The organism is Larkinella sp. C7, assembly GCF_006149005.1.
In the GTDB taxonomy this organism is placed as follows: Bacteria; Bacteroidota; Bacteroidia; order Cytophagales; family Spirosomataceae; genus Larkinella.
The window spans coordinates 59,171-74,683 of sequence record NZ_VBSL01000017.1; the positions used below are offsets into that span (position 1 = coordinate 59,171).

General features: G+C 54.1%; 11 protein-coding genes. 9 read left to right on the forward strand and 2 right to left on the reverse strand.

What is annotated here, in order from left to right:
* The first annotated feature begins 14 nt into the window (after positions 1-14).
* From FH871_RS27310 to FH871_RS27325, 4 genes are all read left to right on the forward strand, one after another.
* On the forward strand, positions 15-3,176 hold the full coding sequence (locus tag FH871_RS27310; protein ID WP_138994586.1) for a sensor histidine kinase: 3,162 nt from the start codon (positions 15-17) through the stop codon (positions 3,174-3,176).
* Positions 3,177-3,253: 77 nt separating this feature from the next.
* On the forward strand, positions 3,254-5,569 hold the full coding sequence (locus FH871_RS27315; RefSeq protein WP_138994587.1) for a glycoside hydrolase family 20 protein: 2,316 nt from the start codon (positions 3,254-3,256) through the stop codon (positions 5,567-5,569).
* A gap of 39 nt (positions 5,570-5,608) precedes the next feature.
* The gene (locus FH871_RS27320; RefSeq protein ID WP_138994588.1) at positions 5,609-6,520 is read left to right on the forward strand and encodes a DUF1338 domain-containing protein; all 912 of its coding nucleotides are present in this window, start codon (positions 5,609-5,611) and stop codon (positions 6,518-6,520) included.
* Between the two features lie 95 nt (positions 6,521-6,615).
* Complete coding sequence (locus FH871_RS27325; protein WP_138994589.1) at positions 6,616-7,623, forward strand: alkaline phosphatase D family protein; 1,008 nt, start codon at positions 6,616-6,618, stop codon at positions 7,621-7,623.
* Between the two features lie 21 nt (positions 7,624-7,644).
* On the opposite strand, the gene FH871_RS27330 is transcribed toward FH871_RS27325, so the two are convergent.
* Entirely contained in the window at positions 7,645-8,901 is a 1,257-nt protein-coding gene (locus FH871_RS27330) for a ComEC/Rec2 family competence protein (protein WP_229317623.1), read from the reverse strand.
* A 219-nt stretch (positions 8,902-9,120) separates the two neighbouring features.
* On the opposite strand from FH871_RS27330, the gene FH871_RS27335 reads away from it, so the two are divergent.
* Genes FH871_RS27335 through FH871_RS27350 form a run of 4 tightly spaced genes read left to right on the forward strand, consistent with a single transcriptional unit; the run spans position 9,121 to position 12,023 of the window.
* Entirely contained in the window at positions 9,121-9,873 is a 753-nt protein-coding gene (locus FH871_RS27335) for a hypothetical protein (protein ID WP_138994590.1), read from the forward strand.
* Positions 9,870-10,295, forward strand: a complete 426-nt coding sequence (locus FH871_RS27340) for a DUF2846 domain-containing protein (protein WP_138994591.1) — start codon at positions 9,870-9,872, stop codon at positions 10,293-10,295. The genes FH871_RS27335 and FH871_RS27340 overlap by 4 nt, the downstream gene beginning before the upstream one ends.
* A 12-nt stretch (positions 10,296-10,307) precedes the next feature.
* The gene (locus FH871_RS27345) at positions 10,308-11,333 is read left to right on the forward strand and encodes a sensor histidine kinase (RefSeq protein ID WP_138994592.1); all 1,026 of its coding nucleotides are present in this window, start codon (positions 10,308-10,310) and stop codon (positions 11,331-11,333) included.
* Between the two features lie 6 nt (positions 11,334-11,339).
* A complete protein-coding gene (locus FH871_RS27350; RefSeq protein WP_138994593.1) occupies positions 11,340-12,023 on the forward strand; it encodes a LytTR family DNA-binding domain-containing protein in 684 nt (227 codons plus the stop codon).
* 99 nt (positions 12,024-12,122) lie between these two features.
* On the opposite strand, the gene FH871_RS27355 is transcribed toward FH871_RS27350, so the two are convergent.
* Entirely contained in the window at positions 12,123-12,941 is an 819-nt protein-coding gene (locus FH871_RS27355) for a family 16 glycosylhydrolase (protein ID WP_138994594.1), read from the reverse strand.
* A 307-nt stretch (positions 12,942-13,248) separates the two neighbouring features.
* Between FH871_RS27355 and FH871_RS27360 the strand changes: the two genes are divergently transcribed.
* A complete protein-coding gene (locus FH871_RS27360; RefSeq protein ID WP_229317634.1) occupies positions 13,249-15,513 on the forward strand; it encodes an ATP-binding protein in 2,265 nt (754 codons plus the stop codon).

A 15,513-nucleotide genomic window follows, 5' to 3' on the forward strand; every position in this document is an offset into this window, starting at 1 on the left:
CCTTTCTTTTTTCAATGATTACCCTACGACGCCCGGCGTTTCTAGTAACCTTCTGGTTGTTGTTTACGCAGGTTCTGGCCCAGTCACCCACGCTGTCGTTTCAACGCCTATCGCTGCGCCAGGGGTTGGCCACGAATTATGTCAGTGCCATTACTCAGGATGATCTCGGATTTATCTGGATCGGAACAGTCAGGGGTCTGACGCGGTTCGATGGGTTACGCTGCACCAATTATGGTCCTCAATTCGGTAATCCGCAGTCACTTCCACACCGTACCGTCCGTTGTGTGTTCAAGGCCCGGGATGGTATTCTCTGGGTAGGAACCCAGAAAGGACTGGCCCGGCTTGACCCCCAGACCCAGTCGTTCCGGCGGTATTCGTTCAAATCATTGGGCGAGGGCTGCAACCTGATTCGGACCGCCGTTCAAACGGCCAACGGCCTGCTGTGGTTTGGCACCAGCGGTGGGGTGGTGACATTTGACCCGGCAACCGGAAAATCCCGGTTGCTGACCATGCCGTCCGACTCTACCGAACGACCAACCGCAAACTTTATCCGGCAGTTGGTACTCGATGGCCCAACAATCTGGATCGGCACGCAAGCCGGTCTTTACGCCTACAGCCCGGCTACGCAACAATTCCGCCGGTTTCGTCATGACGCATCCGTGGCCACCTCGCTGCCCGATGATCATATTGCTTCAATCACCCGGCACCCCCGTTCGGGAGCCTTGTATGTTGGAACCCGCAAGGGGCAGATTGCCATCCTGAATCCGGCTACGGGCCAGTTTCGATCCCTGCCAATCGGGGCCAGCCAGAGCATCGCATCGTTATTGATTACCCAGGAAGGCAATCTGTGGGCTGCGGTCGCCGGTGAAGGGTTATACCGGTACGATGCCTCCAAAAACCGCTTTCTGGGGTACAAGAATGACGAAAATAACCCCCGAAGCCTGGTTTCCAATTCCCTGCGCGTGTTGTTCGAAGACCGATCCGGGATTATCTGGGTGGGTTCCGATGATGCCGGACTGAGTTGGTTCAACCCGAAAATTGATAAGTTCCGCTCGCTCTACGACGATGTGGGTTACAGTCCGGCATCATCCCTGGGCCTGGACGCCACGTCGCTATCGTTCGACCGGAGCGACCGGCTTTGGGTTGCCTCGCGCGATGGGCTGGTCATGATCGATCCGCAGAAACAGTCCTACCGGATTTACAAGCATGACCCGAAAAATCCGACCAGCATCGGAAATAATCTGACCTACAATGTGTTGGCCGATCGGGACGGGAAAATCTGGGTGGGTCATTTTACCGGTTTGAGTCGGCTGGATACGGCCACGCACCAGTTCGAGCAAATTCGTTGTTTGCCCACTGCCGACAACCTGGCCAATTACCCGCCTTTCGATCCGAACCGACGCGATTTTGTGGCCGGTAGTCAGGTGTTTTACAGCGCACAGGCTCCGGATGGGCGGATTTTCATCGGGACAAACGAAAAATTGACCATTTACGACCCCCGAACCCGCACGTTCCTCAACCGGTTCAACGACGAACGAATCCGGAAATTACCCGGCAAAAACTACAATACGCTCTATATCGACCGCTTCAACAATCTCTGGGTAGGAGGGTTTGGGCCGGTTTATAAAATCAGCCCGGATCTCCAACTGCTGGATGAATATGTGCATGATCAAAACGATCCGCACAGCTTACCCGACGATGGTGTAACGGACTTTGCCGAGGATGAAACCGGCAAATTGTGGATGAGTACGGACAATGGCCTGGCCCGGCTCGACGAACAAACCAAACGCTTCGATGTTTTTACGACCCGGCACGGCCTGCCCAACAGCGACATTGCCGCTTTGCGACTGACGGGTGATACGCTCTGGATCAGCACGTCCAACGGGGTTGCCGTCACCGATATTCGCCAGCTTCGTTTTATTCCCTTCGATGAAGCCGACGGCTTGCCGATGACCGAATTTGAGTCGGGGTCGAGCGAGCGCGATTTGAAAGGGCGGCTCTATTTTGGGGCCATGCGGGGGCTGGTCTACATTCAGCCCGGCCGGGTTCGGATCAACCGTTTTGTTCCGCCGGTGTATCTGACCTCCTTCAAAGTCAACGGACGGGAGTATTTGCGGAACGTTTCGGCCAACCCGCCGGACATCGTTCTCGATTATGACCAAAACCAGTTCAACTTTGAAATCGCGGCCCTGAACTTCGACAATCCCGGTGCCAACCGGTATGCCTACCGGCTCGAAGACTTCGAGGAACGCTGGAACCAGACCGGAAACCGCCCGTTTGCCAGCTACACCAATGTGCCGTCCGGCGACTACGTGCTGCACGTTATTGCGGCCAACAACGATGGCATCTGGAACCGGGAAGGCTACCGGCTGCGGGTGACGATCCGGACGCCCTTCTGGGAAACCTGGTGGTTCCGGCTTTCGGCCATCGGTGCGCTCATTGCCCTCGTGGTTTTCATTGCCCAGTGGCGCAACCGCCGGGTGGCAAAGGAGCAACAGGAGAAAAGCGAGTTGCGGGAACGGATTGCCACCTCGGAAATGAAGGCGCTGCGGTCGCAGATGAACCCCCACTTCCTGTACAATTCGCTGAATGCCGTCCGACTTTTTGTGCTCCAAAACGACAGTGACAACGCGGATAAGTATCTGGTCAAATTTGCCCGGCTGATGCGGCTGATTCTGGGCAATTCGCGGCAGGAGTGGGTAACACTGGCCAGCGAAACCGAACAGCTTCAGTTGTATCTGGAACTGGAACAACTGCGGTTTGGCCACAAGTTCGACTTTTCGATTGAAACCGATCCGTCGCTGGACCAGGAGCGGGTCTCCATTCCGCCGATGATTATTCAGCCTTATATCGAAAACGCGATTCTGCACGGCATGGCCCACAAAAAAAGCCGGGGCTCCATCCGGGTTTGCATCAAACCCGTCGGTGAACACCTGGAGTGCATGGTGGACGATGATGGGGTGGGGCGGCAAAAAGCCGCATCCCTCAAAAGCCACGCGGCTTCGTCGCACCAGAGTGTTGGTCTGAAAGTGACGGAGGAACGGCTGCAACTGATTCAGCAGCGCAGCGGAAAAGAAGCGGGAGCAAAAATCATCGACAAACGGAATGACGACGGCGAACCGGCCGGAACGCAGGTTGTGATTCGACTGCCACTGACGCTTCAGGAACCCGTTTGAGCCGTTCGCTATGAATCTGGAAGGGAGAAATCCCTTTTTGCCTACCTTTGATTTTTGCCAACCACCGTCCGTTCTTCATGAAACACCTTGTTGCCTTCCTGGTCTGTCTTACGCTATCGTTTTCCCTGATTGCCCAATCCGACAACGCTTACAACCTGCTTCCTTTTCCGGCCCAGTTTGCGGGCAGCGACGGTCACTTTACGGTTTCGGCCGCTACGCGCATCGTCATTGCCGCCAAAGACGCAGGGCAGCGGGCAGCCGCCCAAACGCTGGCCGGCCAACTGAAACTCGCCAGCGGTTTTCCAGTTACGGTGGCGTCGGCAACACCCGCGCTGGCCAAAGGGAAACACATCGTTTTTCAGGCGCACAAAGCCAGTCGCTGTGGCCCGGAAGGCTATGTTCTGAATGTAAAACCGGAACGGATTGTGGTGGAAGCCGAAACGCCCAAAGGGTATTTCTACGCCGTTCAAACTTTGCTTCAGCTCTTGCCGACGGCGGTTTTCAGCCCCACGAAAGTCGACAACGTGGCCTGGACCATTCCGGCCTGCCAGCTACTTGACCGGCCCCGCTACGGCTACCGGGGGCTGATGCTCGATGTTAGTCGCCATTTCATGCCGGTGTCGTTTGTCAAGCGGTTTATCGACCTGATGGCGATGCACAAACTCAACACCTTCCACTGGCATTTGACCGACGACCAGGGCTGGCGGATCGAAATTAAAAAATACCCCAAACTGACGCAAATTGGTTCCAAACGCAAGGAAACCGTGGTGGGTCACAATGCCGCCAACTACCCATTTCAGTACGATGGAAAAGAGTACGGCGGTTTTTATACGCAGGAACAGATCAAGGATGTGGTTCGGTATGCGGCCGCCCGGCACGTGACGATTGTTCCCGAAATTGAAATGCCGGGCCACGCGCTGGCGGCTCTGGCTTCGTATCCCGAATTTTCGTGCGATGCGGCCAAAAAATACGAAGTGGCGACGCGCTGGGGTATTTTCAAAGACGTCTACTGCCCCAACGAGCCAACGTTCGCGTTTTTGCAGCATGTGTTGACGGAAGTGATGGCGTTGTTTCCCGGCAAATACATCCACATCGGCGGGGACGAATGCCCGAAAGACGCCTGGAAGGCCAGTGCATTCTGTCAGGACCTGATTAAAAAACTGAAGCTCAAAGACGAACACGAGTTGCAGAGTTACTTCATTCAGCGCATCGAAAAGTTTGTGAATTCGAAAGGCCGGGCCATCATCGGCTGGGATGAAATTCTGGAAGGTGGTTTGGCACCGAATGCGACGGTGATGAGCTGGCGCGGCACCGAAGGCGGGATTGAAGCCGCCAGACAGAAACACAATGTGGTGATGACGCCCGGCGAATTCTGCTATCTGGATCAGTACCAGGGCAACCCGGCCCAGGAACCGCTGGCGGGTGGCGGCTATTTGCCCATCGAAAAAGTGTACAGCTACGAGCCGACGCCCGCCGAACTGACGCCCGACCAGCAAAAATACATTCTGGGGGTGCAGGGTAACGTCTGGACCGAATACATTCCGACGACGCAGCACGTCGAGTACATGGTTTTTCCGCGTGCGTCGGCGCTGGCCGAAATCGGCTGGATGCCAAAGGGGCCGCGCAATTTTGAGGATTTTGCGATGCGCCTGAAAGAACACCTCAAGCGGCTTTCGTACCTGAACGTAAACTATTCCAAACGACTGCTCGATGTGCGGGCCGTGACGCAGTTTACCGATGCCGACCAGTTGCAGGTTCGGCTGGAAAAACTCGATTCCGACAGCAAGATTTACTACACGACCAACGGCAAACAACCGTCCACGACCTCGACCGAATACACGATGCCGATTGCGCTGAAAAAAACGACGACGATCAAAGCCGTGACAACCGCCGGAGCCCGCTTTGAGGAAACATTTTACATTCACCGGGCGAAAGGGAAACCGTATACCTACGCCAATACCGCTGCCGAAAAAGCCGACCCGACGAAGAAAAAACTGACCGATGGGCAGGTGGCCCAAAGTCCCCGCAACAAGTCGGAATGGGTCAGCGTAACCGGCGAAGATCTGGAGGTGACGATCGATCTCGGCGAGGTGCGGCCCGTCACCAAAGTGTCGGCCAACTTTTTGAAGCGCATTTCGTACAACGATTTTCCACCTTCTGCTGTCGAAATCGGTTTGTCGCAGGACGGCACAACCTACAAGGATGCGATCAGCCAGCCGGTCAAATATCCGCTTGAAGGATCGTGGGGCATGTTGCCGGTGGTGGCCGATTTCAAAACCGCCCGGGCGCGGTATGTGCGCATCAAAGCCAAAAATGCAGGGGCAGCTCCGGCGGGTTTACCGAGGGAAGGGTTGCCGACGGCGGTTAGCGTGGATGAGGTGGTGGTGGAATGACAAAATTGGTATCTTTACTTGAAAGAAACCGATTACAACATGACCACTCCATCCGAAAGACTGAAAACCCTCGACACCGTCCTCGACGGGCTGATGAGCCGGTATCGGGAACGCGTTCCCGACGTGTTGAAAATCGTCGATGCGCTCATTGATGAAAACGTGATTCAGGCTGTCGATGACATTGAAAATGATCACATTGCGTTCCGGACGATGGGTGTGCCGAGCCTTGGAATCCAGTCGTTCGAAAAGATCTTTCTGCACTATGGCTACGGAAAACGCGAACCGTATGACTTTAAGGAAAAGAAACTGAACGCCTATTGGTACAGTCCGCCAAAACCGCATTATCCGCGCATTTTCGTGAGCGAGCTGCGGGTGCGGGATTTGTCCGATGCCGCTCAGCATGTCATTTACAAGTATACGGATACCGTCGTTTTTGACCCGGTCGATGCGCTGGATCTGGACGATGCCCGGGCCGTCGATCAGTTTTTGCACCAGCCGCTCTGGCAGATTCCCTCGCTTGACGACTACCGGACGTTGCTGAACGAAAGCGAATATGCCGCCTGGGTGATTTATAACCGCTATTACCTCAACCACTTCACGATCAGTGTGCACAACCTGAAACCGGGTTACAACACCATTCAGGACTTTGTCGCTTTTCTGGAACGGCGCGGAATTAAACTCAACACGGCGGGCGGTACGATCAAAACCAGCCCGGACGAAGGACTGCTACAGGCGTCGACCGTTGCCCAGATGATCGATGCGGACTTTGCCGACGGCAAGACCCACCGCATTGCCGGCTCCTACGTCGAATTTGCTGAACGCCGGGTGTTGCCCGAATTCCAGCATTTGCCCGCCGACCAGATCCGGCGCGAACACCGGCGCGACGGTTTTGAAGCCGGTAATGCCGATAAGATTTTTGAGAGTACGTTTACGTCGCAAACCGGGAAGTGATCAGCTCCTTTTCTTCTGTTAACAAATGGTAAAGTTGATTCGGAAACGAATCAACTTTTTTACATTTACAGGAATTATCGACGCAACCCTCCTCTATGAAAAAACTAGTTCTACTTGGCCTGCTGGTCTGGGCGGGATGCCGCACCCCGAAAACCGAAACGGCGGCTTCGTCCAGTCAGCAACCCGTCACCCGAATTGCCTTCGGTTCGTGCAGTCATCAGAAACGGCCCCAACCGCTTTGGGATGATATTGTGGCCCAAAAACCGGACGTCTGGATCTGGCTGGGCGACAACATCTACGGGGATTCGGAAAACCTGGATACGCTGAAAGCCAAATACGACCTGCAGAAATCCAACCCGGTTTACGGGCAGTTGCGACAGTCCACCAAAATCATTGGCGTTTGGGACGATCATGATTACGGCGTTAACGATGGCGGCAAGGAGTATCCGCGCCGGAAGGAAAGCCAGCAGTTGATGCTGGATTTTCTGGACGTACCCGCCAGCAGCCCCCTGCGCAAGCAGGAAGGGGCTTACTCCTCGCACGTCTACGGGCCGAAAGGTCAGCGGGTGAAGGTAATTCTGCTCGATGGCCGGTATTTCCGTGATCCGTTGAAAAAAGTCAACAAAGTCAATACGCCTGATCCATCCGGGGATATTCTGGGCGAAGCGCAATGGCAGTGGCTGGAGCAGCAACTGACCCACTCAGACGCCGATGTCCATATCATTGGATGCGGGATTCAGTTTCTGGCCAACGAACACATCTACGAAAAATGGGGGAACTACCCCACCGCCCGTCAGCGGTTTTTCGATCTGTTAAGCAAAACGAAGCCGAAAGGGGCCATGCTGATCAGTGGTGACCGGCACATCGCCGAAGTGTCGAAAATCACGGTTCCGGGACTAGGCTACGATCTGTACGACATTACCAGCAGTGGCCTGACGCACACCTCAAAACCCCGTGAAGAGCCGAATGCGCTGCGGGTTGGCAAGGTGGTTTTCGACCTGAACTACGGCTTGTTTTCCATCGACTGGGCCAGAAAAACGGCGACGGTTAGGATCAACGGCGACAACCAGGCGACGTATTTGACCCAAGAAATTTCCTTTTGACGTTTTTTTTTGTTGTAAAAATTACCGCGACTGATACGGGCCGTGAATGGCTTTCACCCGGAACGACTCGTCGGTATCTTCCAGAATGATGACGCGATACGTGTCTCCGCCCGGATCGACCCGCACCAGCACATGCCCGGAATCGCTTTTCAGGCGGTTTAGCATCTCACCAATCACCAGTTTGTTGGCTTCCAGCATGTCGGTGGCAAACACGTCGCGGTCGCCGGCGTAGACCTGTTGCGAGTAAATCCGCGCCAGCACATCATGCCCCGGATGGTCGGACGACCAGACCGGAATCACCAGCACGCGGGGGCTCAGGCTGCCGAGCAGAAAACCGTTCTGCGAATCGCGGTTGCCGTGGTGATCGAGCAGTTGCACCTCCACCGGTCCAACCGACCGCGCCACCGGCGTTTCGACATCGTGCCACATCGGCGCACCGAATTGCAGGACGCCGGGAATGTCGCCCCCCGAAAAATAATCGAATTTGCCGTAGCTCAGCCGCAGGGCCATGCTGCACATGTTTTCATTGGGATACTGATTGGGGGGCAGTGATTTCAGTTCCGGGAAATGCTGGCGTGTGACCGACCCGACGCCCGTCCAGATCTCACCGTTGACGGCCAGATTCCGGATTTCGAACCGGTCCCTGTATTTTGCGGGTTGTTTCAACAACTGAATCTGATCGTTACGCCCGGGCTGCAACCGCTCCACTTTCAGGGCTTTGTTCTGCATTTGCCAGCTTAAAAACTGGCGGTAATTCGTCACCAGCGGGTCCTTTTCGAAGGAGCGGGGGTAGTTGTAGTCCGGCCAGCCCCGGTCGATGAGGGTTCGGATGGGAATGTGTTCACCCACTTCGGTAACCCCCGTGAGCAGATAACCGCCCGCCGATTTTTTGGAAGCTGACGACGGCGCGCCCATGTGGTCGTCGTGAAAGTGGGTCATGATCGCGTAGTCGATGGCCGGATCGGAACGAAAACTTTGGGCTTTGCGGGCATAACGCGCAATCCACTCCCCGGCATGGCGGTCGCCGTTGGGCCTGGCGGGGGTGTTGCGCGGGCTCGTCGTTCGCGGGTCGGTTAGGTCCAGTTCCCCGGCGTCGATCAGGGCCGTGGTGCCATCGGGCAGGATCAAAAACGCCGAATTGCCGCGACCGGTATTGATCTGGTGAATGTCCAGATAGCCTTCCTGCCAGACTGGCAGCGGCTGTCCCACCGTCTGACCGTAGCTGATCAGGACATTTCCGAAAACGAACAGGCAGGCGAGTACGTAAAACCGTTTCATAAGGGAAAAAGAATAGTCGAATCGTAAGCGGACAAACTTAATCATTTCAATTTTACCGACGAATCGTTCGGTGTAAAGGGAATGTTAAAGTAACGTTTACCGGATCATGAACACATAGTTGAGCGGTTTGACCACAAACTTTGCGGCATTACCCACACCCGTTTGGAAACGGAATTTTCTGCCGGTTTTTTTGAAGTACAATATTTCAGGCAACCACCTATGAAACTCACTTTTTTAATCGCACTTCTGGCCGCTTCTCCGGTTTGGGGACAATCCGACGATTCCACGGCCGCCCCCGTCATTCCCGCCAAAAGCAATTTCAGATCCAGCTTGATCATGGAACCCGGGTTTGCGTATGCGGTAACTCATCTGCCTGCTATGCAGCGGTATTTTCGTGACAATCAGGTTAAAGTAGACAAGTCGCTGGATCGGATGGCGCTGGCAGCTTTTGCCTATCGGCGACAACGTTTTAAAATGACACTGCAAGCGTTTTTTGGGATTGACAAAAGCTTACTACCGCCCGATAAAAAAGGCACATCCCTGTTTGCCCGGAGCCAGAGTGTCAGCGGTTTGACATTCCTACTGGGATACGATGTGGCCAATACGCGCAACAAACGGGTCTTTATCAACGCCGGTTTGGGCAGTATTAACTACGAATACAGCTTGTTTCGACCCAGCAGTCAGGTGGTTTCGTTTCAGAATATACTCCAATATACGCCACCCGCAAGTGTACCTTCTTTAAAACAGACCACCGGTTTCTGGGATGTGAATGTGGAGGTTGCGCAACGTGAAAAGCGGCCTAATACGTTTCAATGGGTTAGCCGGGTCGGTTACCGGCGCAGTTTTCAACGTACCCCCTGGCATTCTGAGGCTTATCAACTCGTGGATGCCCCGCAGGAACGCCTGGGTCAGTTCTATTTTCAGGTTGGGCTCTACATTGCCCGCAACTATAGGGCGCGCCATAAGCCATGAAAACGCTTCTGTTCAGTTTGCTCCTGTCGGTTTTTATGGCAAATGACAACCAGCACCCGAACCAGCCCGAACCGGCGCAGGTGATTTTATACCGCGAAAAAGAGTTTATTTCAGGATTGGGTAAAGCGTATGCCTTCAAAATAAACGATCAAAAAGCCGGCGAACTGTCGCCCAATCGGTATGTTCAACTTCCGGTAACGCCGGGTCGGATTAAAATTGAGTTCGTTAGTGATTATTTTACCGATAGCCGCCCCCTTTGGGTACGGGTGCAGGCGGGTCAAACGTATTACATCAAGGCGGTTGTGGAGGTCGATTTCCTAAGTTCCATGATGCTGATGGCGCCGGTCGATCCGCAACAGGCCCGGCAGGAACTTCGCCGGATGAAACCCGAAACCGCCCGGCCAGTCCGGCAACCCGATTAAGGTCACCCGTTCATGAACCGACGTTTTGTGTTTCTCCGGTCATCCCTGCCGCTGGCGGTTTCCCTGCTGGCCCTGCTTACCTACTGGGGATGGCGGCTCTATCAGGTTGTCTGGCCCCAACGGGACCAGGCGCTCCCCGATCTGGGGAGCCTGGCGCGGTATCTGCTGGGCCTGCTTTTTCTCTTGTTCTGTATTGGGGTACTGGCCTACCTGAATTACCGACTGGCTTTCCGGCGGTGGATGCATCAGGACACCACCCGGCCGTATTACTGGAGCTGGTTGTGTCTTTTTGCGTGGGTGCTCTTCGAAGGGTTACAGATTCGCACGGATCAGGAACCCGCTTTTGTGGACGAGAACATTCTGGTTACTGTGCTGCTGGCGGGCTTTATGATCCTTTACGGTTTTATCGCCGATGCACTGCAAACCCGGCGGCAACAGCAGCAGTTGATCCAGCAAAAAACGGAAGCTGAGTTAACAGCTTTAAAAGCCCAGATTAATCCCCATTTTTTGTTCAATGCGCTGAATACTATCTACAACGAAGCGCAGCAGTCGGAAAACGAATCGGTGGCTGATCTGATTGAACAGTTGTCCGGCATTCTGCGGTTTACCTTGCAGGATTCGACGCGCCCTACGATTTCCATCGAACAGGAGTTTCAGTTTCTGGAAAAATACCTGGCCCTGCAACGCGCCCGGTTACCGCACCTGGACACGTTGCATCTGCACACCCGGCTGGAGTGGGACGGACAACCCGCCCAACTGCCGCCCCTGTTGCTGATTCCGTTTGTCGAAAACATGTTTCAGTATGGCGTCAGTCTCATTCACCCGGCGAAGCTGGAACTGGACGTGACGGTCGAAAACCGACAGCTCCAGTTGCGCGTTGTCAATACAATCGGTTCCGGAGCCGGTACGAAAACCGGCTCCGGAACCGGCATTGCCAACGCCCGCAAGCGTCTGGCACTGCTCTATCCCAACCGGCATGAGTTGCAGATTTCGCAAACCGATCAGGCATTTGTCGTTACCTTACGCATTGATTTATAATCACCTATGCTCCGAGCCATTGCCATCGATGACGAACCCGCAGCCCTGGAGGTCTTGAGCCGGTATGCCGAAAAAGTGCCGTTTCTGGAGTTGGTTCAACCTTTTCTGAATACGACCGATGCGCTGAATTTCCTGCACACCCAACGGGTTGATTTGATTTTTCTGGATATTCGAATGCCGGATCTGAGCGGGACGGATTTTGCACAACTGATCGCTCCGCTCAATAAATCGATTGTTTTTACGACCGCCTACGCCGACTATGCCCTGGAAGGATTTGCCCTGAATGCCCTCGATTATTTGCTGAAACCCATCGCCTTCGGCCGGTTTTTGCAGAGTTGCAACCGCGCCTACACGCAGTATCTGCTGCAACGCGGGGAGCCGTCGAGCATTTTTGTGAAAGATGGCTACGACTGGGTGCGGGTGAATCTGAACGAAGTTCTCTACATCCATTCAGACACAAACCTGCTCTTCATTCATGAAGAAAACCGGCAGGTATCAACCCGCATGACGTTGTCGGAAATGATCGAAATGCTGCCCGGTGACCAGTTTATCCGGGTCCACAAATCGTATGTCGTGGCGCTGAAAGCCATCCGCAAACTGGAACGACACCAGGTAACGGTAGGCCACGTCACCATCCCGCTGGCCGCCAGCTACCGGCAGGCGCTGGAGCAACGTCTTTTGCGGAAGTGATGTATTGTTACACAAGGTTTATCAGAGGAAATCAGAGGTACACAGCGCTTTTCTCTGGTTAACCCTGGTGTCCTCTGATAAACCCTGTGTAACAACCGCTCATTGCTGATAAACCCGCACATAATCGACTTCAAACCGCGCCGGGAATTTCGTTGCCGAGGGGTCACCGCCGTTCTGACCGCCGATGGCGAGGTTCAGGAGTACATAGTGCGGCTGGTGGAACGGGTTTTTACCACTGCCGTCGCCGTTGATGGTGGTCGACAGCGCCACCGAGTTGAGCAACTGATCGTCGATGTACAGTTTGATAAAATCCTGGTTCCAATCCATACGCCAGGTGTGGAATTTCTCCGACCACTTTGGATCGGTGAAGTCGGTGATGTTTTTTTTCGTCGTCCGCCATTCTGCCTTCCACTTCTCATTCGTTCCCCAGGCAACATTGGCAAGCAGCATGTTCCGGTAATATTCCATGATGTCGATTTCGCCGTTGGCCGGCCACTCGCCCGATACGCCCAGCGTCCAGAACGCGGGCCAGAGCCCCGGCCGGGTGTCGATGCGTGCCCGCATTTCAAACCGGCCGTATTGCCACTGGTGCAGCCCTTTGGTCAGCAGGCTGGCGGCCGTATACCGGATGGAGTCGCGGCTGGTTTTCCAATGGGTGCTGCCGGGCTGATGAGTAGGATTCGGGCGGCTTTCCCGACGGCCTTCGATGATGAGCAAACCGTTTTCGCAGCGGGCATTGTCGGGCTGGTACCACTGGAGTTCGTTGTTGCGGACAAAACCGGTTTCGAACGCCCATTTCTTTGGATCGGGCGGACCGGGTGTGTTGAATTCATCGGCCCAGACCAGCTTCCATTTGGCGGCTGGTGGACCGGGCGGTATGGCAAACAGCCAGAGGAGCAGATAGAAAGTCGGAGTCATCAACAATCCGGTTTGAAATAGAATGGTAAAAGTAAAAGTTCGCGGCAGATTTGGAAAATACGGTTCGGAAATGGTCGAAAAACCGGCAAAAAGGCCCGGATTCGGTAAGATCATCCCACGAATGCGCTGATGTTTACGCAATTGTCATCAAAGTTTTTCCTTATTTTTAGTCCGGTTTTCTAAACCCAAACTAAGTTTTTTGAGTTTTATTTGCTCGGATACGACCTCCCTTTTTACCTTATACGTTTGCTTTCGAAACCTCAGATAAGACAGAATAGAGACCAGAGTGGTCGGTTAACCCTATAAAATGATTGTACCAACAGCCAACATAGCCCCTTCAGAAATCAATTTGACCAACTGTGAAACAGAGCCTATTCACATTCCCGGTTATATTCAGGGCCACGGTTTTTTAGTGGCCCTTTCGGCAAACGATTTTATCATTCGCTACTGTAGCGAGAACTGCCGCACGTTTGTAAACCGGTCGGCGACCGATCTGCTGGGAAAACCGCTCGATGCCTTACTGACCGAAACCGATCTGCCGGTCGCGGAGTTGATGGCGATTCTGAACGTGGGAAAACGGGAGAACGCCTGGTCGCGGATGAATCCACACCGGTTTCACATCAACGGGAAAGGATGGAATCTGATTGCCCATCAACACGATAACCTGATCATTCTGGAGTGGGAATCGGCGGTGGCGGCTCATGCCAATTTTGAGCAGCAACTGATTGCCGATGCGTTGACCGAAGTGCAATCCAACCGGTCGTTGATCGAGCTGATCCAGAATACTGCCCGGCGGGTAAAGCAGATCATCGGTTACGACCGCGTGATGGTTTACCGGTTTGCTGCCGACTGGCACGGCGAGGTGATTGCTGAAGAAAAAGAATCGCACCTGGAATCGTATCTGGGCCTGCATTATCCGGCTTCGGACATTCCGCGGCAGGCCAGAGAATTGTATAAAACCAATCTGGTACGGATCATTGCCGACGTGAAAAGTGCCCCTTCGCCCATCTATTCATTGCGTGATGGTGAACAGGGAGAAACCCGGCCGCTGGACCTGACCCACTCGGTGCTGCGGGCGGTGTCGCCGATTCACATCGAGTATCTGAAAAATATGGGCGTACAGGCCTCCATGAGCATTTCGCTGCTGTACCGCGGTGAATTGTGGGGGCTGATTTCCTGCCACCATTCGACGCCCCGGTTTGTCGATTTTCCGGCCCGGCAGGCGGCTAAATTTGTCAGCCAGTTGCTGTCGTCGGCGCTCGAATTCCGGAAGGATGAAGAGGATCAGTCGCTTCTGTTTCAGATTCAGCAGAACGGGCAAACGCTGAACAGCCAGATTCTGAAAGACTGGGATGTTGTGGCGGGTTTGACCCAACATCCGTTGACGGTTTTACACATCACCAGTGCTACCGGGGCAGTGTTAGCATTCGACAATACCTTTTATTCCATGGGCAAAACCCCTGGCGAATCGGCGGTGGCCGGGATCACAAACTGGTTAAAAACGCAGGAATTCGACACGGTTTTTGAAACCGACCGCCTGCCGGAACTCTATTCACCGGCCGAAGCCTTTCGGGAAGTGGCTTCTGGGATGCTGGCCGTCGCTTTGTCGAAGGAACTGGATGAATATTTGCTCTGGTTTAAACCGGAGCAGATTCGGCAGGTAACCTGGGCGGGCAATCCGGATAAACCCGTGACGGTTTCGGAAAACGGCCAAAAGCATTTGCACCCGCGCAAGAGTTTTGAAGCGTGGTCGCAAACCGTTCGCAATACGTCGGAGCCCTGGCGGGATGCCGAACGATCGGTCGCCATCAAACTGCGGGAAGACGTGCTGCAGGTGGTGGCCCGCAAAGCCAACGAAGTCCGGCAATTGAATGAACGGCTGCGGGTTGCCTACGAAGAACTGGATGCGTTCAGTTATACGGTTTCGCACGATTTGCGGACGCCCCTGTCGTCGATCCGCTGTTATTCCGAAATCATTCTGGAAGAACAGGGTGCCACGATGGACGACGATACGCGGGTGATGTTCCAGAAAATCCTGGATTCGACGGAGCGGATGCGATCCCTGATTCGGCATATTTTGTATTATTCCCGGATGGGGCGGACCGAGTTGAATTTTAAACAACTGGATATGCCCAAAATGCTGGACGTAATTCGGGACGAAATTCTGATTACCGAAAAGAATAAGAACCGGAATGTCCGAATCGAATTTGGCGAGATGCCGTCGATTTACGGTGACCCCACGATGGTGAATCAGGTGTTTACGAATCTGATTTCCAATGCGACCAAATATACCCAGCGAGTCCCGGAAGCGGTGGTTCGGGTGGAAGGCCGGGAAACCGGCGACGAAGTAACGTATACCGTAAAAGACAATGGAATTGGTTTCGATATGAAGCATGCCGCTAAAATGTTTGACCTTTTCAAGCGTTTGGAAAATGCGGCCAGCTTTGAAGGCACCGGGGTCGGACTGGCCATTGTCAAACGGATCATCAACCGGCACCGGGGAAAAATCTGGTTTCATAGCGAACCGAATCGCGAAACCAGGTTTTCAGTTTCGTTTCCAAAGGAGCAATAG